Below are 26,566 nucleotides of genomic sequence, written 5' to 3' on the forward strand. Positions count from 1 at the left end.
AGATGTTAATACGAGCAAGATACCCCACCACCACCGCCGCCACCGACTACCCCGCCACCGACGACGCCGCCCCCGGTCAAACCGCAGGAGCCGGCCTTCGACGCGCATCTGTCAGTCACCAATGCGCGCGCCGCACAGGCTGCCGGCCTGACCGGTCAGAACGTGCGCATCGGCATCGTCGACTCGGGCGTGCAGCGTAATGCGGTGGCGTTGAATGGCCGGGTGCTGGCCAACCTCAACTACATTGATCCGGCCAGGAACAATCTGGGTGTCGACGATGTGGTCGGCCACGGCACCGCCGTGGCCAGCCTCGCCGCCGGCGCGGCAACGGGCTCCTGGCCGGGTGGCATCGCGCCAAAGGCGCAGATCGTGTCGGCACGGATCATTGCCGACAAACCGCCCGTCGATGACGGCAGCGGCAAGGGCAATTCCTTCAGCGGCCCGCTGGGCGTGGCGCAGGTCCATCAGGACCTGATCAGCTACAACGTGAAGGTGATGAACAACTCGTGGGGCGGCCTGTACTGGACCGACCTGCCGACCACCGCGCAGGTGGCCGCCGAATATCGCCCCTTCGTGATCAACCACGGCGGGCTGGTGGTGTTCGCCGCGGGCAATGATGGCCGCAGCGAGCCGAGCAGCCTGGCCGCACTGCCCAGCCAGCAGGGCGTGGCCGGCACGCTGCCGGCCGCCGACCTGGAGCGCGGTTGGCTGGTGGCCACCGCCGTGGATCCGTATGCGCCCGGTACGCTGGCCAGCTATGCCAATGCCTGTGGCCAGGCGGCCCGCTACTGCCTGGCAGCGCCAGGCAGCGCGGTCTATCCCGATGCCAACGGTGGCAGCTACTACTGGAACTACGGCACGTCATTCGCGGCGCCCTTGATTTCCGGCGCGGCGGCGCTGGTCTGGGAGCGCTTCCCGTACTTCAGCAACGATCTGGTGCGGCAGACCCTGCTGGGCACCGCCAAGGACATCGGCGCGCCGGGCGTGGACCCGGTGTTCGGCTATGGCCTGCTCGACATCGGTCGTGCGATCAACGGTCCGGGTCGCTTCGACTGGGGTGATGTGGTCGCCAACGTGGATCTGGCCTCGACCGGCTCGGCGTGGCGCAACGATATCGTCGGCAGCGGCGGCCTGGTCAAGCAGGGCGGGGGCACCCTGGTGCTGGCCGGCAACAACAGCTACACCGGTGCCACCCGCATCGAACGCGGCATCCTGTCGCTGCAGAACGGTGGCGTGATCCGTTCCAACGTGACCATTCTCGGCCAGCCCGATCCGGATTCGACCGGCCTGCAGTTCAATGGCGGCACGCCCCGCGTGATCGGCAATGTGGTCAACGGCAGCAGCGTATTCCTCACCACCGGCAATACCACCGGCACCATCGAGGGCAACTACACCCAGCAGGCCGGCGCACAGTTGATGATCGCACTGGGCGCCAATGCGCTGCAGGTCACCGGCAATGCCGCGATCGACGGTGGCGTGCGCGTGCATGGCTTCGTTTCCGGCTACGTGCCACAGAACGGCAGCCGACAGGACCTGATCCATGCGGCAGGCGGACTCAGCGGCACCTTCAGTACGCCGGCTACCTCCAGTGGCCTGCAGGGGCTGTCGCTGCTGCAGAGCAGCTACGGCTATGACAGCAACAACGCCTGGTTGAACCTGACCCAGGTCAGCGTCACCGCAGCGGCCAGTGGCCTGGGTGCTTCCGCCCAGGCGGCAGCACAGCGCCTGGAAGGTGCATTCGCAGCCCTGGACAAAAACGCAGGCCTGCAGGGATCTGCCTTTGGTGCAGCGGCCGGTGCCCTGCAGTGGACCGGCGGTGGCCCGCAGGGCCTGGCCGCCAGCCTGCAGAGCCTGTCCGGTCAAGCGCATGCCCGTGCCGAAGCGGCGACCTTCGACAGCATCGACATGTCGCGGCGTGCGATTGCCGAGCGCTTCGATCGTGTACAGGCCGCACCGCGCCTGCGCGGGAGCTGGCAGAGCGCGCTGGGTGAGGCGGGGCAGGGCAGCTTCGCCGGCAACGCCGCCGACAGCCGGGGCTGGATGGCCGGCCAGGATCTGCCGCTGGGCAGCAACGGCCTGATGGGCGTGGCGTTTGGCGAGACCCGCAGCAATGGTGGCAGCAGTTTCGGCGGCGATCGTGGGCGTGATCGCCAGGCGCAGGCGCAGCTGTACGCCGGCTGGAATCTGGGGCGTGGCTACGCGTTGGCCCAGGTGGGCAGCGGCCAGTTCACCCGCGCGCTGGATCGTCAGCTGCTGCTCGGTGCGGGCGCCTATGGCGTCTCTGCGCGGTACGGCGGCCGTTTCAGCAGTGCCAGCGTGGAGGGCGGGTACCGGTTGGGGCGTGCAGGCGCATCGTTGACGCCCTACGTCGGCGCCAGCACCACGCGTGTGGATACCGACGCCTTCAATGAACTCGGCGGCTTCGGTTTCGGCCTGCGGGGTGATGCCAATCGCGTACAGCGCAGCCAGATGCTGGCCGGTATCCGCGGCGAACGTGGCTGGGGGCGTTGGACGCTGCGTGGACATGCCGAATGGCAGCAACGGCTTGATGGTGCGGATGCGGACTGGCAGGCCAGCTTCGTCGGCGTCGATGCCTGGGCGCCGCTGGCCGGCTGGAACGCGCCGCGCGGCAGTGCGCTGATTGGCGTGGCGCTGGAATCGTGGTGGGGCCGCAATGGTCGCCTGAGCCTGGGCTTCGACCAGCGCGTCGGCGGCGAAGGTGCGCGGCAGGCCGCCTTGCGCTACAGCACCGGCTTCTGAAGGACGGGTCGCGCCGGGTCATGCCCGGCGCGACGTCTGCAGCCTCAGCCGCCGCGCAGGTTGCCCAGGCGCGGGGTGCTGCGGCCCAGCGGCATCTTCAGCTTGCCGATCGACAGGATGCGGCTCTCGGCGATGCGGTCGGCCGCACGCTGCGGCGCGATGTTCTCGCGCTGCGACAGTTCGAAGATGCGGGTGAGGTTGTGGTAGATGCTGCGGATCAGGCGCATCGCGCGTTCGCGGTTGTAACCGTCGATCTCCAGCGACACGTTCATCACGCCACCGGCGTTGACCGCATAGTCCGGCGCATACAGGATGCCGCGCGCATGCAGTTCGTCGCCGATCTCCAGGCTCGACAGCTGGTTGTTGGCGGTGCCGCAGATGATCTTCGCCTTGATCCGCGGCAGGGTGTCGGCGTTGATCGCGCCTTCCAGCGCGCACGGCGCGAACACGTCGGCGTTCACTTCATGGATCTCGTCCGGCTTGACCGCTTCGGCGCCGAAATCGCTGACTGCGCGATCAACCAGCGCGCTGTCCAGGTCGGTGACGTAGAGCTTGGCGCCGCGGTCGCGCAGCAGCTTCACCAGTTCCATGCCGATGTGGCCCAGGCCCTGCACGGCGATGCTGGTCTTGCCCACTTCCTCATGGCCGAACTTGAAGCGCATCGATGCCATCAGTGCCTGCAGCGCACCGTAGGCGGTGAACGGGGCGGGATCGCCGGAGCCACCATGGACCTGGTGCACGCCGGTCACGAACTGGCTTTCCAGGTAGATGTTCTCCATGTCGTTGACGTCGGTTCCGACGTCCTCGGCAGTGATGTAGCGCCCGCCCAGCGAATCGACATAACGGCCGAAGGCACGGAACAGCACCTCGGTCTTGTCCACTTTGGGGTCGCCGATGATCACCGCCTTGCCGCCACCTACGTTGAGGCCGGCCAGTGCATTCTTGTAGGTCATCGTCCGGCTCAGCCGCAGCGCATCGGCCAGCGCCTCGTCGGTGCTGGCGTAGGGGCGCATGCGCACGCCGCCCAGGGCCGGGCCGAGGGTGGTGTTGTGGATGGCGATGATCGCCTTCAGGCCGGCGTCGTGGTTGTGGCAGAACACCACCTGTTCGTGGCCGGTGGTGGCGAGGGTTTCGAATAGCATGGCGTCTCCGATGGCGCGATCAGCGGCTAACTGCAGCGAACGGCCAGTGAACGGTAGGGTCCCAAAACAAAAAAAGCGACGTCGTCGGTGCAGGGGGACGGGTCGCGCGGCGCCATTCTAGTCCATTCCCCCGGCCGGTGCCGTCGACATCGGCGGCCTTCCGGTTAAAGAAGATGAAAGTGCGGCCGATGCTGCGACGACGGCGGGTGGCCGGATTCGCGTGAAGAGGCAGGGCGGTCAGTGACGGCAAGGGCACCACAACGACAGGGCGGGCGGCGATGACGCCGGCCTGGTGGCGATCGCTGCGTGGCTGGCTGGCGCGCTCGACCGGGACCGCGCCGTCCCGGTTGGCGGCGGTGTCGCGGCAGGCGGTGGCGGCGGCTGCGGCCAGCCTGCAGGGCGAGGCTCTGCCCTCGGCCGAGATCGCTGCACATCTGCAGCGCGGCCTGCATGCGCTGGCCCTGTACCCGCGCCTGGCCGGTGAATCCACGCCGGTGCAGGCCGCGGGGCTGGGCGAGGCGGTGGCGCGCGCGCTGCAGGACCGGGACTGGGCGGCCCGTCAGTTGCCGCGCCGCCCGCAGCTGCTGCCGCAGCTGATCCAGACGGTCAACGACGATGCAGCGTCGGCGCGGGTGATGGCGGCGATCATCGGCCAGGACCCGGTGCTGACCGGCAACCTGCTGCGCATCGCCAACAGCCCGGCCTACAAGGTGCACGAGCGGCCGGTGGAAAGCCTGCAGCGGGCGGTGACGCTGGTCGGTACCGAAGGCGTGCGGCAGATCATCAGTGCGGTTCTGGTGCAGCCGGTGATGCAGGTGCAGTGCGAGGTGTTTCCGCAGTTCAGCACGATCATCTGGGAGCACGCACTGCTGGCCTCGCGCGCAGCCGCTGACCATGCGCGTACGGTCACCTTCGGCGATGCCTTCGCCGCCCAGTGGCTGGGCCTGGTACAGGGGCTGGGAGCCGCACTGGTGATGCGCCAGCTGCTGCAGGAAGCGCAGGCACGCAATGAAGCGGTGGAGCCGGTGCTGGCGCTGCAGCTGCTGCAGCGGTGGTCGCTGCCGTTGGCGCAACGCGTGGCTGCGGCCTGGGAGCTGCCCGAGCCGGTGCACCAGGCGCTGGCGCCCGAGGCGGATGGCCCGCTGGCCGACAGCCTGCGCCTGGCCAGCGCGGCCGCAGCGGCCAGCCTGCTGTGCCGGCATGGGCATGCCAGCCAGAGCCGCATGCTGGCCCTGCTCGAACAGTTGCCTTCGGCGCCGCCGCATGCCCTGCGCTGGATCTGGCGGCGCCTACATGGGCGAAGCGTGGAAACACGGGATGACGCCGGGCAAGACGAGGCGGGTCCGGCGCCCTGAGCGCTACAGCTGCGATTCCACCGGCAGCCAGCTGATCACCCGCGCGGTCCAGCGCTTGCCCAGGCTAGCCCCGGGTTCGGCCTCCACCCAGTGCGGCGGTGGCTGCCGCTCCAGCCAGCGCAGGTCATCATCACGCCCCAGCGCCAGCCACCAGCTGTGCTCCGGGCCGGCCAGGCGCAGGTACTCGTCGCGCAGCTGCGCACCCAGCACCGGGTCGTCGAACAGCACGCCCATTTCGGTATTGAGGTAGGCCGAACGCGGGTCGAGGTTGAATGAACCGACGAAACCGCGACGGTCATCGACCACGAATGCCTTGGTGTGCAGGCTGGCCCCGCTGCTGCCGAACAGGCTGGCATCCAGCAGGCCGTGTGCCTTCAGTTCGTACAGCTGCACGCCGGCCTTCAGCAGCGGCACCCGGTAGCCCATGTAGCCGCCGTGTACCGCCGCCACGTCGTTGGCGGCCAGTGAATTGGTGACCACGCCCACCTGCGCGCCGCGCGCGGCCAGCGACGACAGCGCCTCGACCCCATCGTTGCCGGGCACGAAGTAGGGCGAGATCAGCAGCGCACTGCGCTGCGTGCCGCGCAACTCGTCGCTGAGACTGCTGACCAGCCAGCCGCGGCGGTCGTCATCGCGGTGCTTCATCGGCGGATCGGAAGCGATGCGCACGTTGGCGCTCCAGTGCAGCGGTTCCGGGCTGGGCCGCTGCAGTGCGCGCGATTCGGCCACGCGCTGCAGGTAGGGCTGTGCCTTGGCATGCATGGCATCCAGGTCCGACTGCCGCACGAGCTGCTGCAACTGCGCATCGGTATATGAGGCCAGTGCGGAAATCGGGATCGCCGTGCTGCTGTTCCAGTAGTCGTCGAAGATCTGGTTGGCCTGCTGCACGGCGGGGCCGGCCACCACCAGATCCAGGTCCTGGAAGTTCACATCGTCGCGCGCGCTGAAATATTCCTCGCCGATGTTGCGGCCACCGACGACCGCGATGCGGCCGTCCGCGATCCAGCTCTTGTTGTGCATGCGGTGGTTCACGCTGAAAGCACGCTGCACCAGTTCCAGCGTGCGCGCGATGCCGCTGCGGTTGCGGAACGGGTTGTACAGGCGGATCTCGATGTTCGGATGCGCATCGAGTGCCATCATCAACGCGTCCTTGTCCTTGGCGTTCATGTCGTCAAGCAGGATGCGCACGCGCACGCCGCGCTCGGCGGCGTCGTACAGCGCCTTGGCCATCAGGTGGCCGATCAGGTCGTCGTGCCAGATGTAGTACTGCAGGTCCAGGCTGCGGCCTGCGTGCGTGGTGATCATCGCGCGTGCGGCGAAGGCATCCATGCCATCACTGAGGAACGCCACGCCGGATTGCCCGGGGTGTGCGTCCTGCAGTGGCACGATTTCCTGGTCGATGCGGGTCTGCGCCGGTTGCAGTGGCAGCACATGCGAGGGGGCGCCCTGCGCCTGTGGCGTGAGATGGTCGGCCAGCAGCAGCCCGGACAGGACCAGAAGCAACAGCGCGGCGAGGATGAGTGCAGCGACGCGCAGCAGGCGTCGCCACAGGGGCTTGGGCAGGCTCATGCCCCGATGGTAGAGCCACGCCATGCGTGGATGAAAGCCAACAGACCTATCGCCGTCGATCTACGCCATGCGTGGATGGCTTCTTCAGGCAACCTCACGCCATGCGTGGATGGCGTCTACAGGCAACGTCACGCCATGCGTGGATGACAGGGACTTCGCGGTCAGAACCGCTCGTCGCTGCCCAGGTAACGCCACTGTCCCGCAGGCAGCGGTCCCAGTGCCACGCGGCCAATACGCAGCCGACGTACGGCCGTCACCTGCAGGCCGGCAGCGGTGACCGCCACGCGCAGGCCCTTGGCCGTCAGGCCCTTGCCCGCGAAGCGCAGGCGCTGCTCGCTCTGCCAGCTGACCTTGGCGCCGCCCGATTCCTGCTGCAGCCGGGCCATCAGCCACGGGCCGCGCTCCGGACCGCCTTCGGCTACTTCGATCAGGTATTCCTGTTCGGTGCGGCCCAGATTGCGCTGCAGATGGGCCAGCGTGGCCGGATCCTGGCTGACCACCACCAGGCCGCTGTCGCTGGCCGGAAGCGAGGCGGCCAGCTGCAGGCCGTGGAAATGGCGCTGCAGCGGACGGATGTCGCTGGCATCAAGTTCGCTGCGGCTGTCACTGCTGACCAGCGCACACAGGGTCTCAGCGGCAACGCCGGCCGGCTTGTGCAACAGCATGCTGACGCGCTCGGCCTTTTCATCGCTGGCCTGTTCGGCCACGACGATCACCGCGCTGTCATCGACCGGACGCTGCGGCTGTTCCACCACGTCGCCGTTGACCGTGACCCAGCCGCCTTCGATGTAGCGTCGCGCTTCGCCGCGCGGGATGCCGAGCAGGGCGGACAGGCGTTTGTCGAGACGGATCGGTTCCATGGCGGAAAGGTCAGGCAGGGGGCGCGCAGTGTAGCTGCTGCGGCCGGTCAGCGCTGGCCGCGGTTGGCCAGCTCGGTCAGGTACAGGCGGGTATCGAACTCCAGCTGCAGGTAATCCGGTTCCATGTGCTGGCACAGCTGGTAGAAGGCCTTGTTGTGGTCGGCTTCCTTCAGGTGGGCCAGCTCATGCACCACGATCATGCGCAGGAACGCTGCCGGTGCCTGGCGGAACACGGTGGCGATGCGGATCTCGCGGCTGGCCTTGAGGCGGCCACCGTGGACGCGGGAGATGGCGGTATGGGTGCCCAGCGCGTGCTTGATCACTTCCAGCGTGTTGTCGTAGCAGACCTTGTTGAGCGGCACCGACTTGCGCAGGTAGCGGTCCTTCAGGTCCTGGGTGTAGTCGTACAGCTGGCGGTCGCTGCGCACTTCGTGCGGGTCGGGGTAGCGCTGCTGCAGCCAGGGGCCGAGCTTGCCCTGCGCCAGCAGGTCGCTGACCTGGGCGACCAGGGGTTCGGGATAACCGGTGAGGTACTTCAGGACTGCCATGCAGGGGCGGCGGGGCGTCGGTAGAATGGGGCATCCAAGATTACACGCGGTACGCATCGACCATGGCAAAGCCCAACGCGCTGCAGGAACAATTGCTCAAGGCCGGCCTGGCCAAGAAGTCGCAGGCCAGCGCTGCCGCGAGCGCGCAGGCCAAGGCCCGCCAGGGCAAGGCCGAATCGACCTCGGCCGAGGTCCAGCGCGAGGCTGAACGGGCCCGCGCCGAGAAGGTCGAGCGCGACCGCGCGCTGGCCGCCGAGCGCAATGCCCAGGCCAAGCAGGCTGAACAGAAGGCCCAGGCCCGGCAGATCATCACCGCCCATGCCGTGCCCCACAAGGGCGACGACGAGTACCGCTTCAGCGATGGCGCGGCGATCCGCACCCTGCTGATCGACTCCAAGCTGCGCAAGGCGCTGTCGGTCGGCGTACTGGTCATCGTTGCCCACGGCGACGGTTACGCGCTGCTGCCGCGTGCCGCCGCCGAGAAGGTGCGTGAACGGGCCCCGGAAGCGATCATCGTCGACCACGGCCAGCCGGGCTCGACCGCCGAGATCTCCACCGGCAACGCCGAGGACGACGCCTACTACGCGCAGTTCCAGGTGCCCGACGACCTGGTCTGGTAAGCAAAAAGGGGACGGAGGGGATTAAGTCGCGATCGACCTGATCGGGTCCGTCTGCCTTCTGATCAGCTTGCTGAAGGCCCGCCGGGCATGGCTCGGCTCAACACCGGTCTGCTCCTTTGAGCGCGGGTGTATCGTCCCCATATCAGGCGACACACCTGCGGAGGATGGCCATGGCCACCGGTTGGGCGGGAGACGGCGCGGTCCAGGACCAGATCGACGCCACCGTCGACGATGCGATTGCCCGCGCGCGGCGCCAGCTGCGCGAGGGCCCGGGTCTGGAACACTGTGAGGAATGCGACGCGCCGATTCCGTTGGCGCGGCGCCAGGCCGTGCCTGGTGTACGTCTGTGCGTGGCGTGCCAGCAGGCGCATGACGACGAAGCGCAGGCGCATGCCGGCTACAACCGGCGTGGCAGCAAGGACAGCCAGCTGAGGTAAAGGGGTGTTTTATTGCAGGGCTGCGCCCTGCACCTGCCGAAGCCTTCAAGCCTGAGCAACGGCAAGAGCTGGCGTTCCGTGGGGTGGCGGGGCGGTGTCGGATTGCGGGGACGCCGCAAGTACGTCCTTGTAGGCTTGGCAGCCGCATCCATGCGGCTGACACCCCGCAATCCGACACCGCCCCGCCTCTGACAGATTTCCGCGATCGGGTAGATTCCACCGTGCGTGGATGAATCTCCATCGAAATCGAAAATTTCGATATCGGAACGATTTGAGCCGAGCATGGCTCGGCTCTACAGCGGCTGTTGGTAGGTGTCGACCTTGGTCGACACATCTGTCAGATATCGAATGAGTCATCCACGCATGGCGTGGATCCACCGTGTCGACCAAGATCGACACCCACCAGGGCAATGCGTCGTTCCGGCAGATCGCGGAAATCTGTCGAAGGCGGGGTGGGTCCGGTGGCGGGAGTGTCCGCGGCATGGATGCCGCGGCCAAGCCCCCATGGACGGGTTTACGGCGTCTCCCGCCACCGGACCCATCCCGCCATCCCGCAGGAAGCCAGCTTTTGCCGTTGCTTCGGCTGTTGCTGTTGCTGGTGCTGTTGCTCCAGCTCGTAGCGGGTGCAGGGCGCAGCCCTGCCGAAAACCACCCTCAGCCGTCGCCCTGGATGCCGCCGGGGGCCTGTGCCGGGTCGCGCCAGCGCCGCACCGTGCGCTGGAAGAACAGGTTGTTCGGCAGCTGCAGCACCGTGCCCTCGTGGCCGTCGCCGGTCTCCTGCAGCGTGGTGTAGATCAGGTTCACGTCGATTACCCGGCCCTTCAGGCCCGGCTTCTCGCCGTTCTCCAGCACCTCGATGTAGTCGTGCAGGCGGAACGGGCGGGTGGTGAAGATCAGCAGTGTGCAGAAAATGTTGGACAGCACGCTCCACGCCGCGAAGAAGGCCACCGCGCCCACGGCGGCGAAGCCGGTGAAGGCGGTCCACAGCACTGAAGGCTTCGCGCCGAGCAGGCTGAGGATGTACAGCAGGGCACTGAAATAGACCACGAAACTGGTGATCCGGCGCGCGCCCATCACCATTTCGGGCGGCAGCGTGTAGTGCTCGGCGAAGCGGCGGATCAGGCGACGGGCGAGCACGCGCAGAAGCCACGCGACCAGCAGCACCAGTACGATCTGCAGGGCGACGCCTGCGTAGTTCAACCACGGGTGGGTCCAGGCGGGCAGGTGATCCTTCAGCGACAACATCATGGGGCGAAAACAGGTGGCGGGAACGGCCCCCGATGTTACCCGGCGCGCGCGGGGGATTCGACCGCCGGGGTCCAGGCCAGGCACACCAGCTCCTGGCGGTGCTGCTGCAGGCAGGCGCGGCCGTTGTCGGGGCGCAGCTGCAGTGACAGGCCCAGCGCCTGCAGCAGGACGCAGGCGGTGATCACCAGCAGGGCGGCGCAGGATGGGCTGGACATGGCAGGACTCCTGGACGGCAATTGTGCGAAGGACCTTCCATGGATGCAGCAGCCATCAAAAAGGTTGCATGGCATTGATCGGGGATGGGCTCTAAACCTTTTTCCGGGTCACCGCATCCAAGCGATATGCTCGACACCACCATGCCCGCGCTGCCTGCCGCCAACGACGCCGTCGATGAACCCGCCCTGGTGCGGGCGGCGGCCGCCGGCGACACCGCTGCCTATGAACTGCTGTACCGGCGCCACGCGCCCCGGGTATTCGCTGTGCTGTGGCGGCTGTGTGGAGGCCAGCAGGCACGCGCCGAGGATGCGCTGCAGGAAGCGTTCCTGCAGGCGTGGAAGGCGCTGCCGGGGTTCCGTTTCGAGAGCAGCCTGTCGACCTGGCTGCATCGCCTGGGCGTCAACGCCGCGCTGATGGAACTGCGCGGGCGTGCTGCCGGGCAGGACCATGACAGTCTCGACGAAGTGGACGGAGGGTTGCAGGAACTGGCGGTACACGACCGCTGTGCCGGCACCGAACGCGACCTCGAACGGGCGCTGTCGACGCTGCCACCACGGGCACGTGCGGTACTGGTACTGCACGACATCGAAGGCTGGAAACACCAGGAAATCGCCGAACAGCTGCAGATGGCCGTCGGCAGTTCCAAGGCACAGTTGCATCGTGCGCGCGGCCTGTTGCGCGCACGGCTGGGAGACATGACATGAATACACACGACCACGATTCCGACCACGATCTGCTGGCACGGCTGCGCGCGCTGCCAAGCGAGCGCGACGTACCCACCGATGGCTGGGCACGCCTGTCGGCCCAGCTGCCGCCGCGTGAACCGCAGGCGGCACCTGCCGACAACGTGGTGGCCCTGCCGATCCGTTCGCGTCGGCGTTGGTGGTTGCCGGTGGGTACGGCGTTGGCGGCCAGCCTGGCGGTCTACGCCGTGGCGCCGTGGCGCCATGCGCAGCCAGAGGTACCGGTACCTTCAGCGCTGCAGCTTCAGGCCGCGGCGATGACCGAGCAGTATCAGCAGGCCGTCGCTTCGCTGCCCGATGGACGGGCGCCGGAATGGCAGCCGGCCCTGCACGAACTGGATGAAAGCGCGGCGCAGATCCGTGCCGCGATGGCGCAGGATCCGCGCTCGCCGCACCTGCTTGGCCAGCTCAAGCGCACCTATGTGCTGCGGCTGGAATTGACCCGGCAGGCGGCACAGGCCGCTGCTGCTGGCCTGACGACCTGAAGGAGCCCCCCATGATCCGACCCCTTATTTCCTGCTGTGCGGCCCTGATGCTGGTGCCGACCGTCGCCCTCGCTGATACCCAGGTCGATGAGCGCCACAATGTGGCCTCCGGTGGTCGCATTGAGCTGAGCAACGTGGCTGGCAAAGTGACCGTGCGTGGCTGGGACCGCAACGACGTGCAACTGACCGGCACGCTCAGTGATGGGCTGCAGTTGCGTCAGGAAAAGAGCGCCAACCGTGTGCGCTGGCAGGTCGAGTATCCGAACCGCAACAACAATGGTGGCGCCACGCTGGTGCTGAACGTGCCGCGTGCGGTCGAACTGCGGTTGAGCACCATCAGTGCCAACCAGGACATCAGCGGTATCGATGTGCGCCGTCTACAGGCCGACTCTGTCAGCGGCAACCTCGTCGCTTCCGGCCGCAGCGGTGACAGCAGGCTCAACACGGTGAGCGGCGACGTCACTGCGCGGCTGCAGACGCCGCTGCTGGACGTGAACACGGTCAGCGGCCGCATCGAAGCCGGCGGTGGCGTGTCAGGTGATGTCGGCGCTCAGACGGTGTCGGGCCGGGTCGATGTCGATGCCGGGCGGATCCAGCGCCTCGCGGTGGAGACGGTCTCCGGCGGAATCGATCTGGCGGCGAGCGGACTGGCGCCGGGCGGCCGCATCAATGTCGAATCGGTGAGTGCTTCGGTCAATCTGCGGTTGCCGCGTACGGTATCGGCGCAGCTGTCGGTGAACAGCTTCAGCGGTTCCATCAACAGCGATGCAGGTGACGTCGAGAAGCCGCGCTATGGGCCGGGCAGCCACCTGGATACGCGGCTTGGTGGAGGCGACGGTGATATCCGCATCGAGTCGCACTCGGGCAGCGTGCGGGTACGCCTGGATCGCTGAGCGCGGTCCGGCAGGCCGCGGCGGCAGCGCCGCCGCGGTCAGTACTGGGTCAGCTGGCTTTCTTCAGCGCCCAGGTGGTGCCGAGGACTTCGATCTTGCCACCGGCCTTGCGGAACGCTGCCAGGTCCGAAGCGATCGAATCGCTGCTGACCACGGTGCTGGCGGCCGCGCCCTTGCGTTCGCTGCGGATGCTGTTGCTGGCCTTCGCGGGGGTCTTTGCCTTGCGGGGCATGGTTGCTCCTGTCAGGTGGAAGGGGAGGAAAGCGCCCAGGCGTCAGCCTGGCGCAGGTAGTCCTGCCGCTCGCGGCGGCAGTCATCGCCGCCCATCGAAAACTGGCGGCAGATCGCCGGGCGCTGCGAATAGATCGTGCAGCGCAGGTGATAGGGATCGATCGCCGCGCACCAGCCTTCCTCGTTGCGCGCCATCACGGCACGGCCGTGGGTGTCGCGTGACAGGAACTGGCCAGGCACGTGGTCGCCGGGCTGCAGCAGCACGGGTAGCCGGCAACAGACCGCGTCACAACGGCGGCAGTCGATGGGTGCAGGTGCTGCGTCAGGTTGTAAGGCCACAGGGGCCTGGCGGGTGCCCAAAGCGGGTCTCGATGGCGGCTCAGGTGCTGCGCGGACCATGAACGAGCCAGGAAGGCATGGCCGCTAGGCCCGCTGGGCGGGCCAGGCTGCACCGTGGACACACACCGGCGTGGCCGGTGGAAGGTGCAGCGGGGTTCTAGCCGACCAAGAGTAACTTAGACCGCGTAACGTTTTGTTAATCCTGGCTGGCTGCCGCCAACGCCAGGCCCTGGACGACGCCCAGCGAGGGCTCGCCGTGGACCATGCGGGCCCCCGGGAAGGCCTCGGCCACGGCCTGGCGCAGGTAGCCGGCACGGGACATGCCGCCGGTCAGGAACACCGCATCCGGGTCGCCCCCGATGTCGCTGCGGACCTGGGCAAGCAGTTCCCGGATCTGCTCCAGGTAGCCATGGGCGGCGGCGGCCAGGCCATCGGCGCTGCTGTCGGCATGCAGGTCGCGGGCGATGTAGTCCAGCGTGCTGCGGTGCTCGCTGGCGGCGCTGAGGGCGATCTTGGCGCGTTCGACATCGCGGTACAGGCGGGCGGTATTGCCGGTGTCCTGCAGGGCCTGCAGGCGCGTGCCCCACGGGTCGTCGACGTGATCGTATTTGTGCTGGCGGAAGTCGCGCTGGCGCGTCATGTCCTGCACGGTGGCTGCTTCCACATAGTGGTGGGCGGGCACGCGGGTGATGCCGCGGCCGAACAGCGGCATGTAGCTGGACAGGCTCAGCGCCAGGTCGATGTCGGTACCGCCGCGGGCGATACCCCACGCGCGGTGGATACGCGGGGCGTCGTCGCCGCCGACTTCGGCATGCGCGATGTCGGTGGTACCGCCACCGATGTCGACGATTACCGCCTGGTGCCGCTCGCGGCTTTCGGCGTGGTAATGCATGGCCGCCGCGGCCGGTTCCTCAAGGAAGTCGATCTGGTCGAAACCGGCCTGGGTGGCGGCTTCGCGCAGGATGTCCAGCGCCTGGTCGTTGCCGGCCGCGCCGATCGAGCTGCGGAACTGCACAGGGCGCCCGAGCAGGGCGGCACGCAGCGGCTGGCCGAGCTGGGCGCTGGCGGTCAGGCGGATGTGCTCGAGGATGTGTGCGGCGATGCCGGTGATGGTCTGCTTCGCGCGCGGGTGCAGGTTGTAGCCGAGCATCGACTTCGGGCTCTGCACCAGGTTGCCCTCGTGTTCCTCGAAGTAGGCTTCCAGTGCATCGTCGCCGTAGACCGCGTTCTGCAGCAGGTCGCTGGCGCTGCGTTCCTTGCCGGCGCGGGCTTCCATCCATTCCCGGCGCAGTGCGCGCAGGGCTTCGCGGCGCAGCGCCTGCGGCGAGCGTTCCTGGCCGGCGGCACGGGCTGCGCGCGCAGCGCTGTCGATCATCTGCTGCAGCTGGTGTTCCTGGCCGTCATCGAGCTGGAAGTCGTCCGGGTCGGGCACCACGCCGGGGAAGTACACGCTGGTGCGGAACTGTTCGGCGTCACCGAAGCGGATCGGCAGCAGTTTCCCCTCATGCACGATGGCGGCGGCGGAGTTGCTGGTACCGAAGTCGATGCCGAGGCGCATGGGGAGTTCCGGGGGCGATCAGGGGCCGCGCACTCTGCTGTAGTTCGTCGCCGACTGCAAGTTCCAGGGGCGTGCTGTTCTGGTTCGGGTCCAGTGGGCAGCCCGGAACCCGCCCGGAAAAGGGACAGGGAAGCCAGCCGGTTACAATGGCGGCTGTTGATTCACTTTGAGGTACTTGCTGATGTCTTCTGCCCCCGCCTGCCCGCAGTGCACCCTGGAAAACACCTACGCCGATGGTGCGCTGTGGATCTGCGCCGACTGCGGTTTCGAATGGACCGCCGAGGAAAGCGCCGGTTCCACCCTGGTCGTGCGTGACAGCAACGGCAATACCCTGCAGGCCGGCGACACCGTCACCGTGATCAAGGACCTGAAGGTCAAGGGCTCCTCGATCCCGCTCAAGCAGGGCACCGTGATCCGCAACATCCGCCTGGTCGAGGACGATGCCGAGCACATCGAAGGCAACTCGGACAAGATCAAGGGCCTGGTCCTGAAGACCTGCTTCCTCAAGAAGGCCTGATCGCCTTCAGCGCTTGGCCTGCTGCTGCGCGCGCCAGCGGGCCAGGCTGTCCAGCTTGGCCTGGTAGCGCGCCTGCTCCGGCGCGCCCCCCAGTTCCTGCGCACGCAGCAGTTCGCGATCGGCGCGCTTGAGCTGGCCGGCCAGGAAATAGACCCGTGCCAGCCCGAAGTGGAACTGATGCGCGGTGTCATACAGGCGTACGGCCTGCCGGTAATAGCGGATCGCCTGGTCCAGCTGGCCGGCGCGTTCGGCCTCGGCGCCGAGCATGTACTGCGCGAACGGGTCTTCGCGCTGCACCGACTTCAACCGGCGCTCAAGTGACAGCGCCTTCGCGGTCAAGCCCAGGCTGCGAAACAGTGTGGAGGCATTGGTCAGGGCGGCATCCTGGCGGCCGTCCAGCTGCAGCGATCGATCCAGCGCCTGCCGCGCCGCCTCGTTGTTGCCTTCGCGGTGGTCGAGCACGCCGAGGTTGTTCCACACCGGAGCGAACCTGCTGTCCTGAGCCAGGGACGCGTCGAAGAATGCACGGGCGCCGCCGAAGTCGCCGTCGGCGAGGCGCTCCGCACCCCGGTTGTTGTAGAAATGCGCCAATGCCCGCGCACGGCTGACGGGAACCGGCCCGCGGCGGTCATAGAGCACATTGCGATCCAGATCGACGGTACCGAAACGCCCGCCGACGTCGACACCGGCGTTGACGTGGCCAACGCTGTAGACCACGCCCGCGTCCTGGTCCTGGTACCAGGACACCACCCGCCCCACTTCCTGCACGCGGGCCTGGATGCCAGCCTCCCGCGCAAGCGTCACGAACAGCAGGGTGAAGGCCAGGCAGTTGGCGCGGCGGTGCTGCCAGATATCGCTGACGGTGTAGGTCGCATTGGCGTCGTACTGCAGGTCCAGCCCGTGCTGGTCGAAGATCATCTCCACAAGCGCCTGCAGCCGCTGGTCGCGGGAAAAGCTGCGCCGGATCACCTGCTTCTGGAGCATCGCACGCAGGTCCGTGGGAATGGCGAACACTTCTTCCGGGGGCGGCACGCGTGCGGCCGACACGGTGATGGTCGGGGTCGTCACCACATCGGGCGGCGGTGCCTGGCCTGCGCCGAAGGCAGGAGCACAGAAGGCCAGCAGCGAAAGAGTGAGGCAATGGGCGGCAGAACGGTACATGACGGTTCCCGGCAGCGGCGGGCGCTCCCGCCTGTGGCGAGTGTATTCCCATGGATGTCCGGCTGCAGCGACCGTTGGTCGGCGCCGCGTTCATCCACAACCGATGTGGACCAGCGCTCGACAAAGCTGTGGACAACTGGCTCCGGGCCCCGCCCGGCAAGCGTTGTGAGTGCGTGGTGAAAAAACCGCCAGCTTGCCCGGCGCCGGCGCAGGCGGGATGATCCGGGCATGGACTTCTCACCGCTGACGCTTGCCCCGGCGCAGTGGCAGGCGCTGCAGGACAGCTATGCAACGCCGCCACGGGCCTACCACCACTTCGGCCATGTGCGCGCGGTGCTGCAGCACTGCCAGGAGGTCGCCGACGGCCCCGGCTGGAAGCAGCCGGCCGAGATCTATCTGGCCGTGCTCTATCACGACGCGATCTACCAGGCGGGGCGCAAGGACAACGAGGCGCGTTCGGCGCAGCTGGCCCTGCAGGCGATCGCACAGGCGCCAGAGCTGGCCGCGGTGGATGCCGCACGCGTCGAACAGTTGATCCTGCTGACCGCCCGCCATGGCGCGCTTGGTCCGGAGGATGTGGATGCCGAGGCGGCGCTGTTCCTGGACTGCGACATGGCGATCATGGCCGCACCGGAGCCGGTGTTCGCCGCCTATGACCGTGGCGTGGCCGAAGAGTACAAGGGCGTGGTGCCGGGCTTCCTGTACCGTGCCGGTCGCCGACGGTTCCTGCAGGGCCTGCTGCGCGCGCCGCGGATATTCCTCAGCGAGTTCTTCCACCAGCGCCTGGACGCGGCTGCCCGTGACAACCTGCGCCGCCAACTGGGTGGTTGAGCCAGCCCGGTACACTGGTGGCCTGTTTCCAATGATTGTCGTTTCCGACCGTGTCCGTCCCTGATCCCGATCCCCGCCCGCTGCCACCGGAAGAGCCCGGTCCCAACGAATGCTGCGGCAGTGGTTGCCCGCTGTGCGTGCTGGACCTGTATTCCGATGAGCTGCAGCGCTACCGCAAGGCGCTGGCCGAGTGGAAGACGCGGCATCCAGAGGCCGCACCATGAGCCGTGCGCGTCCGGCGGCGGTGCTGGCACTGGTGGCGCTGCTGCTGTTCGTGGCCACCGCGCTGTGGACCCAGGTCGCGCGCAGTGATCTGGACTGGGTGCGGGCGACCTTGAGCCTGTACCTGCACGGGCCGTGGGGGCTGGCATTGCGCGCTGCCTACTGCCTGCTGGCGCTGGCCATTGCGGCGCTTGGCATTGCGCTGTATCGCGGCAGCATCGGCCCGCGGCGCAGTGCGGCCGCACCGCTGTTGTTCACGGTTTCCGCGCTGGGCCTGGCGACGGTGGCGATCGGCGACAGCTGGCTGCCTGAAGCGACACCGCTGCTGGCACCGTTCATCCATGGACTGGCAGCCAACACGGCGTTCCTGTGTGCCAGCGTCGGCATGCTGCTGCAGGCCTGGTACCTGCGCCGCGAACCGGGTTGGCAGTCCGCCGCGGTCCTGCTCTGGGGCTGGGCATGGCTGGCCTTCGTGCTGCTGTGGCTGCATGTGCTGTGGCGTGGTGGACCACCGCGTGGGCTGGGACAGAAGGTGGTGATCGCGGTGATCGTTGGCTGGCTGCTGTATCTGGCGATGGCCCTGTACCGGCGCAGCCGTCGGGCCGCAGCACACTGAATCCCCAACGGCCTGCGCCGGTACGTGCCGTGCACACGGCGGCGGCGTATCGTGTGCGCATTCCATCGGGGATGCGATATGAAGCGTGCAGGGCTGGGCAGGGCAATGGGTGTGGTACTGGCGCTGGCCGCGCTGCCGGCGACGGCAGCGGTGACCCCTCAGCAGTTCAGCCATGGGCGGTTCGAGCAGATTCCCGTGCACATGCCGGCCGGCACGCCGCAACGGGTGGTGATCTGGTTCCACGAGCCCACGGCCGGCGGTGACACCAGCCGCCTGCCGATCGAGGCCCTGCGTGCCGATGGCGCGCTGGTCGCGGCAGTGGACATTGCGCACCTGCGCGGTGTGCTCAAGCGCGAGGGGGACCCGACCTGTTCGTTCGGTTCCGGTGACGTCGAGAATTTCTCACGTTGGCTGCAGGCCTCGTTGCATCTGCCCGGCTACCACCTGCCGCTGGTCGGCGGTGATGGCGAAGGTGCCGAGATGGCCTATTCGCTGGCAGCGCAGGCCGATACCCAGGTGTTCGCCGGTGTACTGACTACTGGCTTCTGCCCGGACCACAACCACCAGCGCATGGTCTGCGGCGATGGTGTGAAGCACAACAGGCTGCAGCCGGCCGAACTGAATTTTCCGTGGTTGAGTGCGGCAGGTGATCACGGCTGCAAGGTGGGCCAGGCCAACCAGTTCGTGCAGCAGGTCGCCATGGCTCGCGAGTTCAAGCGCACTGCGCGCGGCGATGCGTCACCGGGCCTGGTGGCTGCGGCACGGGTGATCGGGGCGCAGGCCGGCGTCAGCCTGGCACCACCGCCTGCTGCACTGAAGGGCCTGCCGGTGGTGGAAATGCCGGCGACCGGCAACGGCGATACGCTGGCGGTGTTCGTCTCCGGCGACGGTGGCTGGGCTGGCCTGGACAAGAACGTGGCGTCGTCACTCAACGAGCATGGCGTGGCGGTCATCGGCATCGATTCGCTGCGCTACTTCTGGAGCGAGCGCACGCCCAAAGGCTTTGCCGGCGACCTGCAGAAGATCATCGACCACTACCGCCAGCAGTGGCACCGCGACAAGGTGATGCTGATCGGTTTCTCGCAGGGTGCCGACGTGCTGCCGGCCACGATCAACCAGCTCGATGCCGGCACCCGTGAGGCGCTGGAGCGCATCGTGCTGCTGTCGGTGGGCAGGAAGGCCGACTTCGAATTCCATGTCAGCAACTGGCTGGGCGGTGGCGGCGACGGCCTGCCGATCGCACCGGAAGTGGCCAGGCTGCCGGCGGAAAAAACGCTGTGCGTGTACGGCGACAAGGATGAGGACGCGCTGTGCCCGGACCTGCCGGCCAATGACGGCGTGAGGAAGGTGAAGCTGCCGGGCGATCACCATTTCGGGGGTGACTATGATCGCTTGGCCGAGGTGATCCTCAAGGGCGGGATGTAGCGTCAAGCCATGCCCGACCGCTGTCGCCGACGTGTCGACCAAGGTCGACACCTACCAGGCAATGTAGACGCCGACCTTGGTCGGCGCTGGCGTGTCGACCAAGGTCGACACCTACCAGGCAATGTAGACGCCGACCTTGGTCGGCGCTGGCGTGTCGACCAAGGTCGACACCTACCGTGCAGCGGGTAGCGTCGAGCCATGCTCGACGGATCGTGGCTTCAATTCCGCCGCGGATCCAGTGAAATCAGGCGCGTGGCATCCAGCAGCGCGGCCGGCAGATGCATGCCGCCGGGCGCTGCGAGATAGCGCGGCCGCCACTGCGGATCGAACTTCGACTTGAAGCGGCGCAGGCCACTGAACCCGTAGAAGCGTTCGCCATGCCGCGCCAGCAGGCCGGCCAGGCGGTTCCAGCGGCCGGCCAGCCGATGCTGCGCCAGCCCGGACAACGGTGCCATGCCCAGCGAGAAACGCGCATAGCCCTGCGCGCGGCCCCACAGGAACAGTTCGATGAAGAGGAAGTCCATCGTGCCCTTCGGTGCTTCGTTGACGTGGCGCATCAGGTCGACCGACAGCTCGGCGCCGGCCGGTGCCTGCCACAGGTTGGCGAACGCCACGATCTGGCCTTCGGCCTCGACCAGCGCCACCGGGAAGCGCACCAGGTAATCCGGGTCGTAGCTGCCCAGCGAGAAGCCCTTCTCATCGCCGGCCTTGTCTTCCAGCCATGCATTGGAAATTGCGTGCAGGCGCGGCAGCAGGCTGGGAACTTCCTCCACCGGTGCCACGCGGAAGGACAGGCCGCCGCGCTTGCCCCGGTTCCAGGCCTGGCGCAGATCGGCGCGTTCGCGGCCTTCCAGCCCGAAATCATGCAGTGGCACCATCGCTTCCTCGCCCAGCTTGACCAGGCCCAGGCCCAGGTCGAGGTAGGTCTGCCAGTAGGTCTCGCCCACCTGGTAGAACACCGGGCGCAGGCCGAGCCGGTCGGCTTCCTCGCGGAAGCGCCAGATCAGCGCGCGCGCCACGTCAGGCGGGCCGACCGGGTCGCCCATCGCGATCAGCGAACCGCCGTAGCGCTGCATCATCACGAAGCCCTGTTTCGCATCATCGCGCAGCACCGCCTTGTCGGCGGTCAGTACCAGGCAGGCCTGGGTATCGGTGGCACCGGCCAGTACCGGCGCCAGTGATTGCAGCGTGGCCTCGTCGGCGGCTGGCAGCGGGCTGCGCGTACTGTGCAGCAGCCGCGCCAGGCCGAACATCACCAGCGCGATTGCCACCACCAGCAACGCACGCAGCGCGCGTGGTGCGTTGCCGGACACCGCGAACTGCCACCACAGTTCGTTCTGGTATTCGACATGGCTGTAGGTGAAGAACAGCAGCCAGGTGACCGCGACCAGCACCAGGCCGAGGTTGCGCAGCCACGGCCACGACCAGGCTTCGTCCAGCAGCGCACCCTGGCGGTAGAACTCACGACGTGCAGCCCACAGTGCCATCGCCACCAGCACTGCCGAGACCGCGATCAACAGTTGGCCACCACGCAGCCACAGCGGCAGTGGTGTGATCACGCACACGGCCATCGCCAGCATCCACGCGGCGTGGCTGCGCCGGGCCAAGCCCTGGCCGATCAGCAGCAGGGCGACGCCACTGAGGCTGCCGATCAGGTGCGAGGTTTCCAGGATCGGCAGCGAGGCGTTCACCAGGTGACGGCGTGGCGTCGGCAGCGTGCCGTCGATGACCAGCGCGGCGCCGATGCTGAACACCGCCAGCGCGATGATCTGCGGCAGCCACGGGCGCAGCGCCTTCCAGCCGGCACGGGTTGCTCCGGCGCTGGCCTGCAGCGGCTGACGCAGGGCGGGCGCAAGGGCGAGCAGGGTGGCCAGCACCAGCGGCAGCACGTAGTAGGTGACGCGGTAGATCAGCGCCGCCGCCAGCACCGCTGCCGGTGCCACCTGCGGCAACAGCTTCAGCAGGCTCCACTCGAACACACCCAGGCCAGCGGGCACGGTGGAGACCAGGCCAGCCAGCACTGCCACCAGGTAGAGGCCGACGAAGCCCGGCAGGCCGGTGGGCGTGGAGTCCGGCAGCAGCACGTAGAACGCCGCACTGGCCAGCACCAGCTCGATGACGCTGAGTACGGTGACACCGATCATGGTGCGGCGGTCGGGCAGCCACAAGGCATGGCCGAACACACTGAACTGACGTCCTTCGCGGCCGACCAGCAGCACGGTGCCGAGATAGGCGAGCAGGGCGACGATGCCGACCACGCGCACTGCATCGGGATTCAACGGCAAGGCCAAGGCCGCTGCCGCCGGTTCCATGCAGAGCGCCACGCTGATCAACAACCATGCACCGAATACGAAACCGAGCGTGCTCATCAGCACCACCTGGCCGATCTGCGCCAGGTCCAGGCCGGCGCTGCGGTAGCCACGCAGGCGCACCGCGCCGCCGGTCAACGCGGCAAAGCCCACGGTCTGGCCCAGCGTATGCGCAAGGAACGCGGTGATGCCGACGCGCGCGGGGTGCACGCGGATGCCGCTGCGCCGCAGGCCGATGGCATCGAAGCCGATCAGGCAGGCGTAGCTGGCCAGGCCGAGTACCACGGTGAGTGCGATCTGCGTGCCACTGAGCTGCCGGAATGCCTGGCGGATGGCGCGATAGCCGTGCTCGTCGAACTCATTGGCCAGGCCGTGCAGGGCCAGGGCGAGGATCAGCAGCGGGATGACGATGGTGGCAACCCGCTTCCAGGTTGGCGTGGAAGGGGCAGTGGTGGAATCGACGGGGGCGGTCATCGGCGCAAGGGTGCGGCAGGAGGGGCGAGGGCGGTGTCAACGCGGGCGTGGCGCATCGTGCGCCTGTCATCGTCATTTGACCAGTGGGACCGTCGGAGCCCGGTAGTGAGGTGTCGTGGAGGGTGCCCGTGCACCCACCGTCGACCGGATTGGAGGACAATGCAGGCCTGATCAACCGCAGGAGCCACGCCCATGATGGAGCGTTACGACGTCGGACCGCGCATGTCCGAAATGACCGTATACAACAAGGTCGCCTACCTCTCCGGCCAGATTCCGGAAGACACCAGCCAGGACATCACCGGCCAGACCCGGCAGGTGCTGGCGGAGATCGACAAGCTGCTGGCGCTGGTCGCCAGTGACCGCCAGCACGTGCTGCGCGCCGAAGTGTTCCTGGCCGACATGGCCGACTTCGACGGCATGAACAAAGCCTGGGACGAGTGGGTGGTTGAAGGTGCGACCCCGGCGCGTGCCACGGTCGAGGCCAAGCTGGCCCACGCCGACTGGAAGGTCGAGATCGTGGTGACGGCGGCGGTGCCGTAACGATTGAATGGGGTCAGATCCCTTTCGCTCCGGAAAAGGGATCTGACCCCGTTACAGCGGCACCAGCTCGATGCAGTCCACCGGGCACGGCGGAATGCACAGCTCGCAGCCGGTGCACAGATCGGCGATCACCGTGTGCATGTACTTGGCACCGCCGACGATGGCATCCACCGGGCAGGCCTGGATGCATTTGGTACAGCCGATGCAGTCGGCTTCCACGATCAATGCCACCTGAGCCGACTTGTGCTCGCCGCGCGAGCGATCGAACGGAATGGCCGGTACGCCCAGCACCTGCGCCAGCGCGCGCGCACCGGCATCTCCGCCCGGCGGGCAGTGGTCCACGCCTGCCTCGCCGCGCGCCATGGCCTGCGCGTACGGGCGGCAGCCGTCGTAGCCGCATTGCCCGCATTGGGTCTGCGGCAGCAGGCGGTCGAGGCGTTCGGTCAGGGGCGGGATCAGGCTCATGCGTGGCGAAGGCTGCGCGTTTGGGTCATTTCAGGGGTTTGCCACGGAACCAGCGCTCGTGGGCCAGCGCCAGCATCGGCTTGTCTTCGGAACTGTCACCGTAGGCATGGATGCGCACGTAGCGCGACAGATCGAACTGACGGCGGATGTGCTCGACCTTGCGCGGGCCACAGTCGCCACCGGCATAACGACCTGTGAGGCGGCCGTCCTGGCTTTCCAGCCGGTTGCAGATCAACTGCAGGCCCAGCTGTTCGCACCATGGCCGCAGGTACAGGTCCAGCGAGCCGGACACGATCACCACAGTGTGCTGCTGTTCCTTGTGCCAACGGATCTGCTCGAGCATTTCCGGGCGCACCACGTCGGGCAGGAACTCACGCGAGAAGCCGGCGGCCAGCGTGGCGATGTCATCGCTGTGGCGGTCGCTGAAGGTCAAACGGGTGACGCGCGCGCGGATGCGCTCGGCCGAGATCAGCTTCAGCTTGTACGCGGCCAGCCATGGGCCAATCTTCCACCACGCCTGTGCCAGCTGTTCGGCGGTGGCCACGCGGCGCAGGAAACGGCCGTAGGTATCGCAGGTGGTCACGGTGTGGTCGAAGTCGAACAGCGCCAGTTCCATTCCGTTGCCTCCCATCGCGTTGCCTCCGGTGACCGGTGCTGTCGGCGGGCGCGGCCAGGGCCACGCCCGCTGCAGGCATCAGCGGACCGGCATGCCCGGCTGTGCGCCACTGTCGGCGTCCAGCAGCGCCAGTGCGCCGCCGTCGAAACCGGCCGACAGGATCATGCCTTCGCTCAGGCCGAAGCGCATCTTGCGCGGCGCCAGGTTGGCGATGAACACCACGCTGCGGCCAACCAGCGCTTCCGGCTCGCCGTAGCTGCCGCGGATGCCGGAGAAGATCTGGCGCTTGCCCAGCTCGCCGGCGTCCAGTTCGAAGCGCAGCAGCTTGTCCGAGCCTTCCACGAACTCACAGACCAGCACCTTGCCGATGCGCAGGTCGAGCTTGGCGAAATCGTCGATGCCGATGTAGGCCGGGGCGTCGGCGCTCTTGGCTTCTTCCTTGGCCGGTGCCGGTGCGGCCGGCTTGGCGGCGTCGGTCCTGGCGGCGGGGGCGGCGGCTGCGGCCGGCTGCAGGGTGTCCTTGGAGGCGTCGATCATGGCGTCAATCTTCTTCGGGTCGATACGGGTGAACAGCGGGGTGTAGTCGGTGATGCGGTGGCCGAGCAGCGGTTGCGCCAGCTCGGTCCAGTCGTTGACCGGCGCGGCCAGGAAGGCCTCGGCCTGCGCGGCGGTGGCCGGCAGCACCGGCTTCAGGGCGGTGACCAGCACGCGGAACAGGTTCAGGCCCTGGCTGCACACGGCCTGCAGCTGCGCGTCGGCGCCTTCCTGCTTGGCGATGACCCACGGCTTGACGTCGTCGATGTAGCGGTTGGCTTCGTCGGCCAGGGTCATGGTCAGGCGGATCGCCGCGGCCGGGTCGTTGCGCTCGTAGGCTTCACGGATCGGCGCCAGGCCGTCGACGAAGCGCTGGTACTGCGCCGCATCAGGCAGCTGCGCGGCCAGCTGGCCGTCGAAACGCTTGCTGATGAAGCCGGCGCAGCGGCTGGCCAGGTTGACGAACTTGCCGACCAGGTCGGCGTTGACGCGGGCGATGAAGTCACCCAGGTTCAGGTCGAGATCGTCGACGCCACCGCCGGACTTGGCGGCGTAGTAGTAGCGCAGCGCTTCCGGTTCCAGGCCGGCATCGAGGAAGGTACGCGCCATCACGAAGGTGCCGCGTGACTTGCTCATCTTGGCGCCGTCCACGGTCAGGTAGCCGTTGACGTGCAGGCGGGTCGGCGCGCGGTGGCCGGTACCGTGCAGCACCGCCGGCCAGAACAGGCCGTGGAAGTTGACGATGTCCTTGCCGATGAAGTGGTGCAGCTCGGTGGCGGTGCCGGCGCGCAGGTGCGCCTCGAAGTCCTCGCCGATCTTGCCGCACAGGGTCTGGAAGCTGGACAGGTAGCCGATCGGCGCATCCAGCCAGACGTAGAAGTACTTGCCCGGCTGGCCAGGAATCTGGAAACCGAAGTACGGCGCATCGCGCGAGATGTCCCACGCGCGCAGGCCACCTTCGGCATTGAGCCATTCCCCCAGCTTGGCCTTCACGCCCGGCAGGGCGACATCGCCGGCCAGCCATTCGCGCAGGAACGCATCGAAGTGGCCCACCTCGAAGAAGAAATGCTCCGAATCGCGCATTTCCGGCGTGGCACCGGAGATGACCGAACGCGGATCCTTCAGGTCGGTCGGTGCATAGGTGGCGCCACAGACTTCGCAGTTGTCGCCGTACTGGTCGGGGCTGCCGCAGTTCGGGCAGATGCCCTTGACGTAGCGGTCGGGCAGGAACATGCCCTTGGCCGGGTCATAGAACTGCGCCACCGAGCGGCGGCTGATGTGGCCGGCCGCTTCCAGCTTCAGGTAGAACTGCTCGGTCAGCGCCTTGTTGGCCGCCGAATTGGTCGAGTCGTAGTGGTCGAAGGCCACGCCGAAGGCGGCGAAGTCACGTTCGTGACTGGCCTGGATGTTGGCGATGAAGGTTTCCGGGGTGACCCCGGCCTTCTCCGCGGCCAGCATGATCGGCGTGCCGTGGGTGTCGTCGGCGCAGACGAACCAGGCCTTGCCGCCGCTCATTCGCCGCGCACGCACCCAGATGTCGGCCTGGATGTAGCCGACCAGGTGGCCCAGGTGCAGCGGGCCGTTGGCGTAGGGCAGGGCGGTGGTGACGAGCGCGGTACGGGTCATGGTCGCGGGGTGAAGCCGAGGGGAACCGCAGAGTATCGCATGCCCGCAACGAGGTGACCCGGCCGGGGCCGGGTCACGGGGGTGGGGCCGGTCCCCGGGGCAGTATTGGGCTGGTGCGTGCTTCGCGCGCGCAGGCGGTGCTGGCCGGTCGTGATTTCGTCACTCCGGATGATGTGCGCGACATCGCACGCCCGGCGCTGCGCCACCGCATCGCGCTGGCCCCGGA

The 26,566-nt window shown here is 67.7% G+C and carries 27 protein-coding genes and 1 pseudogene; 14 read left to right on the forward strand and 14 right to left on the reverse strand.

The genetic code is table 11. The annotated features are described in order from the left end of the window. Positions 1-162: 162 nt before the first annotated feature. Positions 163-2,760: a S8 family serine peptidase gene (locus EKL94_RS18420; protein ID WP_260473462.1), complete on the forward strand. Its 2,598-nt coding sequence runs from the start codon at positions 163-165 to the stop codon at positions 2,758-2,760. 44 nt (positions 2,761-2,804) lie between these two features. Here EKL94_RS18420 and EKL94_RS18425 read toward each other — a convergent pair whose 3' ends face one another. Beyond that, positions 2,805-3,902 (reverse strand): Glu/Leu/Phe/Val dehydrogenase dimerization domain-containing protein, encoded by a 1,098-nt coding sequence (locus EKL94_RS18425; protein ID WP_010482852.1) that lies wholly within the window; start codon positions 3,900-3,902, stop codon positions 2,805-2,807. A gap of 278 nt (positions 3,903-4,180) precedes the next feature. On the opposite strand from EKL94_RS18425, the gene EKL94_RS18430 reads away from it, so the two are divergent. Next, positions 4,181-5,257, forward strand: a complete 1,077-nt coding sequence (locus EKL94_RS18430) for an HDOD domain-containing protein (protein WP_126930153.1) — start codon at positions 4,181-4,183, stop codon at positions 5,255-5,257. Positions 5,258-5,260: 3 nt separating this feature from the next. Here EKL94_RS18430 and EKL94_RS18435 read toward each other — a convergent pair whose 3' ends face one another. The 3 genes from EKL94_RS18435 to EKL94_RS18445 form a co-directional block, all read right to left on the reverse strand. Continuing rightward, positions 5,261-6,850 (reverse strand): phospholipase D family protein, encoded by a 1,590-nt coding sequence (locus EKL94_RS18435; RefSeq protein WP_126930154.1) that lies wholly within the window; start codon positions 6,848-6,850, stop codon positions 5,261-5,263. Between the two features lie 137 nt (positions 6,851-6,987). Beyond that, a complete protein-coding gene (locus tag EKL94_RS18440) occupies positions 6,988-7,686 on the reverse strand; it encodes an RNA pseudouridine synthase (protein WP_010482859.1) in 699 nt (232 codons plus the stop codon). 47 nt (positions 7,687-7,733) lie between these two features. After that, on the reverse strand, positions 7,734-8,234 hold the full coding sequence (locus tag EKL94_RS18445; protein WP_010482861.1) for a M48 metallopeptidase family protein: 501 nt from the start codon (positions 8,232-8,234) through the stop codon (positions 7,734-7,736). A 62-nt stretch (positions 8,235-8,296) separates the two neighbouring features. Between EKL94_RS18445 and EKL94_RS18450 the strand changes: the two genes are divergently transcribed. After that, entirely contained in the window at positions 8,297-8,854 is a 558-nt protein-coding gene (locus tag EKL94_RS18450; protein WP_126930155.1) for a DUF2058 domain-containing protein, read from the forward strand. 170 nt (positions 8,855-9,024) lie between these two features. Next, the gene (locus EKL94_RS18455; RefSeq protein WP_032129365.1) at positions 9,025-9,291 is read left to right on the forward strand and encodes a DksA/TraR family C4-type zinc finger protein; all 267 of its coding nucleotides are present in this window, start codon (positions 9,025-9,027) and stop codon (positions 9,289-9,291) included. A 654-nt stretch (positions 9,292-9,945) separates the two neighbouring features. Here the strand turns inward: EKL94_RS18455 and EKL94_RS18465 are convergent. Both EKL94_RS18465 and EKL94_RS18470 read right to left on the reverse strand, forming a co-directional pair. After that, positions 9,946-10,539 (reverse strand): mechanosensitive ion channel family protein, encoded by a 594-nt coding sequence (locus EKL94_RS18465; RefSeq protein ID WP_080291803.1) that lies wholly within the window; start codon positions 10,537-10,539, stop codon positions 9,946-9,948. A gap of 35 nt (positions 10,540-10,574) precedes the next feature. Continuing rightward, positions 10,575-10,754 carry a hypothetical protein gene (locus EKL94_RS18470; protein WP_043402757.1) on the reverse strand — a complete coding sequence of 60 codons (180 nt, stop codon included), beginning with the start codon at positions 10,752-10,754 and terminating at the stop codon, positions 10,575-10,577. Positions 10,755-10,880: 126 nt separating this feature from the next. On the opposite strand from EKL94_RS18470, the gene EKL94_RS18475 reads away from it, so the two are divergent. From EKL94_RS18475 to EKL94_RS18485, 3 genes are read left to right on the forward strand one after another with little or no spacing between them, the layout of a single operon-like run. After that, positions 10,881-11,459 (forward strand): RNA polymerase sigma factor, encoded by a 579-nt coding sequence (locus tag EKL94_RS18475; protein WP_019337006.1) that lies wholly within the window; start codon positions 10,881-10,883, stop codon positions 11,457-11,459. Next, a complete protein-coding gene (locus EKL94_RS18480) occupies positions 11,456-11,983 on the forward strand; it encodes an anti-sigma factor (RefSeq protein ID WP_126930156.1) in 528 nt (175 codons plus the stop codon). The genes EKL94_RS18475 and EKL94_RS18480 overlap by 4 nt, the downstream gene beginning before the upstream one ends. An 11-nt stretch (positions 11,984-11,994) precedes the next feature. Further along, the gene (locus EKL94_RS18485) at positions 11,995-12,876 is read left to right on the forward strand and encodes a DUF4097 family beta strand repeat-containing protein (protein WP_126930157.1); all 882 of its coding nucleotides are present in this window, start codon (positions 11,995-11,997) and stop codon (positions 12,874-12,876) included. Between the two features lie 49 nt (positions 12,877-12,925). Here the strand turns inward: EKL94_RS18485 and EKL94_RS18490 are convergent, their stop codons facing one another. From EKL94_RS18490 to EKL94_RS18500, 3 genes are all read right to left on the reverse strand, one after another. Further along, a complete protein-coding gene (locus EKL94_RS18490) occupies positions 12,926-13,108 on the reverse strand; it encodes a hypothetical protein (RefSeq protein WP_005410566.1) in 183 nt (60 codons plus the stop codon). A gap of 11 nt (positions 13,109-13,119) precedes the next feature. Then, positions 13,120-13,413, reverse strand: coding sequence for a YkgJ family cysteine cluster protein (locus tag EKL94_RS18495; RefSeq protein WP_053462562.1), 294 nt, complete (start codon positions 13,411-13,413; stop codon positions 13,120-13,122). A gap of 229 nt (positions 13,414-13,642) precedes the next feature. Beyond that, the gene (locus EKL94_RS18500) at positions 13,643-15,004 is read right to left on the reverse strand and encodes an Hsp70 family protein (RefSeq protein WP_126930158.1); all 1,362 of its coding nucleotides are present in this window, start codon (positions 15,002-15,004) and stop codon (positions 13,643-13,645) included. Positions 15,005-15,185: 181 nt separating this feature from the next. On the opposite strand from EKL94_RS18500, the gene EKL94_RS18505 reads away from it, so the two are divergent. Next, positions 15,186-15,521, forward strand: a complete 336-nt coding sequence (locus EKL94_RS18505; protein WP_010482882.1) for a zinc ribbon domain-containing protein YjdM — start codon at positions 15,186-15,188, stop codon at positions 15,519-15,521. 6 nt (positions 15,522-15,527) lie between these two features. On the opposite strand, the gene EKL94_RS18510 is transcribed toward EKL94_RS18505, so the two are convergent. Beyond that, positions 15,528-16,682, reverse strand: a complete 1,155-nt coding sequence (locus EKL94_RS18510; protein ID WP_126930159.1) for a transglutaminase-like domain-containing protein — start codon at positions 16,680-16,682, stop codon at positions 15,528-15,530. A 228-nt stretch (positions 16,683-16,910) separates the two neighbouring features. Between EKL94_RS18510 and EKL94_RS18515 the strand changes: the two genes are divergently transcribed. From EKL94_RS18515 to EKL94_RS18530, 4 genes are all read left to right on the forward strand, one after another. Further along, on the forward strand, positions 16,911-17,513 hold the full coding sequence (locus EKL94_RS18515) for an HD domain-containing protein (protein WP_126930160.1): 603 nt from the start codon (positions 16,911-16,913) through the stop codon (positions 17,511-17,513). Positions 17,514-17,563: 50 nt separating this feature from the next. Further along, on the forward strand, positions 17,564-17,737 hold the full coding sequence (locus tag EKL94_RS18520; protein ID WP_049398321.1) for an oxidoreductase-like domain-containing protein: 174 nt from the start codon (positions 17,564-17,566) through the stop codon (positions 17,735-17,737). Next, complete coding sequence (locus EKL94_RS18525) at positions 17,734-18,351, forward strand: DUF998 domain-containing protein (protein WP_126930162.1); 618 nt, start codon at positions 17,734-17,736, stop codon at positions 18,349-18,351. The genes EKL94_RS18520 and EKL94_RS18525 overlap by 4 nt, the downstream gene beginning before the upstream one ends. Positions 18,352-18,429: 78 nt before the next feature. Beyond that, positions 18,430-19,776, forward strand: a complete 1,347-nt coding sequence (locus tag EKL94_RS18530; RefSeq protein WP_312023664.1) for a virulence factor family protein — start codon at positions 18,430-18,432, stop codon at positions 19,774-19,776. A 218-nt stretch (positions 19,777-19,994) separates the two neighbouring features. Here EKL94_RS18530 and mprF read toward each other — a convergent pair whose 3' ends face one another. After that, positions 19,995-22,559 carry a bifunctional lysylphosphatidylglycerol flippase/synthetase MprF gene (gene mprF, locus EKL94_RS18535; RefSeq protein WP_126930163.1) on the reverse strand — a complete coding sequence of 855 codons (2,565 nt, stop codon included), beginning with the start codon at positions 22,557-22,559 and terminating at the stop codon, positions 19,995-19,997. 192 nt (positions 22,560-22,751) lie between these two features. Between mprF and EKL94_RS18540 the strand changes: the two genes are divergently transcribed. Next, positions 22,752-23,099 carry a RidA family protein gene (locus EKL94_RS18540; protein ID WP_005410556.1) on the forward strand — a complete coding sequence of 116 codons (348 nt, stop codon included), beginning with the start codon at positions 22,752-22,754 and terminating at the stop codon, positions 23,097-23,099. A gap of 51 nt (positions 23,100-23,150) precedes the next feature. Here EKL94_RS18540 and rnfB read toward each other — a convergent pair whose 3' ends face one another. From rnfB to metG, 3 genes are all read right to left on the reverse strand, one after another. Next, positions 23,151-23,564, reverse strand: coding sequence for an Rnf electron transport complex subunit RnfB (rnfB, locus tag EKL94_RS18545; protein ID WP_126930164.1), 414 nt, complete (start codon positions 23,562-23,564; stop codon positions 23,151-23,153). A 25-nt stretch (positions 23,565-23,589) separates the two neighbouring features. Beyond that, positions 23,590-24,180 (reverse strand): HAD family hydrolase, encoded by a 591-nt coding sequence (locus EKL94_RS18550; RefSeq protein WP_010482899.1) that lies wholly within the window; start codon positions 24,178-24,180, stop codon positions 23,590-23,592. 78 nt (positions 24,181-24,258) lie between these two features. Further along, positions 24,259-26,340 carry a methionine--tRNA ligase gene (gene metG / locus EKL94_RS18555; RefSeq protein ID WP_126930165.1) on the reverse strand — a complete coding sequence of 694 codons (2,082 nt, stop codon included), beginning with the start codon at positions 26,338-26,340 and terminating at the stop codon, positions 24,259-24,261. Positions 26,341-26,408: 68 nt separating this feature from the next. On the opposite strand from metG, the pseudogene EKL94_RS18560 reads away from it, so the two are divergent. Further along, a pseudogene (locus EKL94_RS18560) lies at positions 26,409-26,566 on the forward strand (AAA family ATPase); the annotation flags it as partial.

This window comes from Stenotrophomonas maltophilia, assembly GCF_003970865.1.
Lineage (GTDB): Bacteria > Pseudomonadota > Gammaproteobacteria > Xanthomonadales > Xanthomonadaceae > Stenotrophomonas > Stenotrophomonas maltophilia_AR.

Coding starts and splice junctions, on each gene's coding strand:
- EKL94_RS18480 (WP_126930156.1), top strand. CDS start 11,456: ATGAATACACACGACCACGATTCCGACCACGATCTGCTGGCACGGCTG.
- EKL94_RS18465 (WP_080291803.1), bottom strand. CDS start 10,539: ATGATGTTGTCGCTGAAGGATCACCTGCCCGCCTGGACCCACCCGTGG.
- EKL94_RS18475 (WP_019337006.1), top strand. CDS start 10,881: ATGCTCGACACCACCATGCCCGCGCTGCCTGCCGCCAACGACGCCGTC.
- EKL94_RS18445 (WP_010482861.1), bottom strand. CDS start 8,234: ATGGCAGTCCTGAAGTACCTCACCGGTTATCCCGAACCCCTGGTCGCC.
- EKL94_RS18450 (WP_126930155.1), top strand. CDS start 8,297: ATGGCAAAGCCCAACGCGCTGCAGGAACAATTGCTCAAGGCCGGCCTG.
- mprF (WP_126930163.1), bottom strand. CDS start 22,559: ATGACCGCCCCCGTCGATTCCACCACTGCCCCTTCCACGCCAACCTGG.
- EKL94_RS18500 (WP_126930158.1), bottom strand. CDS start 15,004: ATGCGCCTCGGCATCGACTTCGGTACCAGCAACTCCGCCGCCGCCATC.
- EKL94_RS18540 (WP_005410556.1), top strand. CDS start 22,752: ATGATGGAGCGTTACGACGTCGGACCGCGCATGTCCGAAATGACCGTA.
- EKL94_RS18425 (WP_010482852.1), bottom strand. CDS start 3,902: ATGCTATTCGAAACCCTCGCCACCACCGGCCACGAACAGGTGGTGTTC.
- metG (WP_126930165.1), bottom strand. CDS start 26,340: ATGACCCGTACCGCGCTCGTCACCACCGCCCTGCCCTACGCCAACGGC.
- EKL94_RS18505 (WP_010482882.1), top strand. CDS start 15,186: ATGTCTTCTGCCCCCGCCTGCCCGCAGTGCACCCTGGAAAACACCTAC.
- rnfB (WP_126930164.1), bottom strand. CDS start 23,564: ATGAGCCTGATCCCGCCCCTGACCGAACGCCTCGACCGCCTGCTGCCG.
- EKL94_RS18435 (WP_126930154.1), bottom strand. CDS start 6,850: ATGGCGTGGCTCTACCATCGGGGCATGAGCCTGCCCAAGCCCCTGTGG.
- EKL94_RS18525 (WP_126930162.1), top strand. CDS start 17,734: ATGAGCCGTGCGCGTCCGGCGGCGGTGCTGGCACTGGTGGCGCTGCTG.
- EKL94_RS18430 (WP_126930153.1), top strand. CDS start 4,181: ATGACGCCGGCCTGGTGGCGATCGCTGCGTGGCTGGCTGGCGCGCTCG.
- EKL94_RS18530 (WP_312023664.1), top strand. CDS start 18,430: ATGAAGCGTGCAGGGCTGGGCAGGGCAATGGGTGTGGTACTGGCGCTG.
- EKL94_RS18455 (WP_032129365.1), top strand. CDS start 9,025: ATGGCCACCGGTTGGGCGGGAGACGGCGCGGTCCAGGACCAGATCGAC.
- EKL94_RS18490 (WP_005410566.1), bottom strand. CDS start 13,108: ATGCCCCGCAAGGCAAAGACCCCCGCGAAGGCCAGCAACAGCATCCGC.
- EKL94_RS18550 (WP_010482899.1), bottom strand. CDS start 24,180: ATGGAACTGGCGCTGTTCGACTTCGACCACACCGTGACCACCTGCGAT.
- EKL94_RS18485 (WP_126930157.1), top strand. CDS start 11,995: ATGATCCGACCCCTTATTTCCTGCTGTGCGGCCCTGATGCTGGTGCCG.
- EKL94_RS18470 (WP_043402757.1), bottom strand. CDS start 10,754: ATGTCCAGCCCATCCTGCGCCGCCCTGCTGGTGATCACCGCCTGCGTC.
- EKL94_RS18515 (WP_126930160.1), top strand. CDS start 16,911: ATGGACTTCTCACCGCTGACGCTTGCCCCGGCGCAGTGGCAGGCGCTG.
- EKL94_RS18440 (WP_010482859.1), bottom strand. CDS start 7,686: ATGGAACCGATCCGTCTCGACAAACGCCTGTCCGCCCTGCTCGGCATC.
- EKL94_RS18510 (WP_126930159.1), bottom strand. CDS start 16,682: ATGTACCGTTCTGCCGCCCATTGCCTCACTCTTTCGCTGCTGGCCTTC.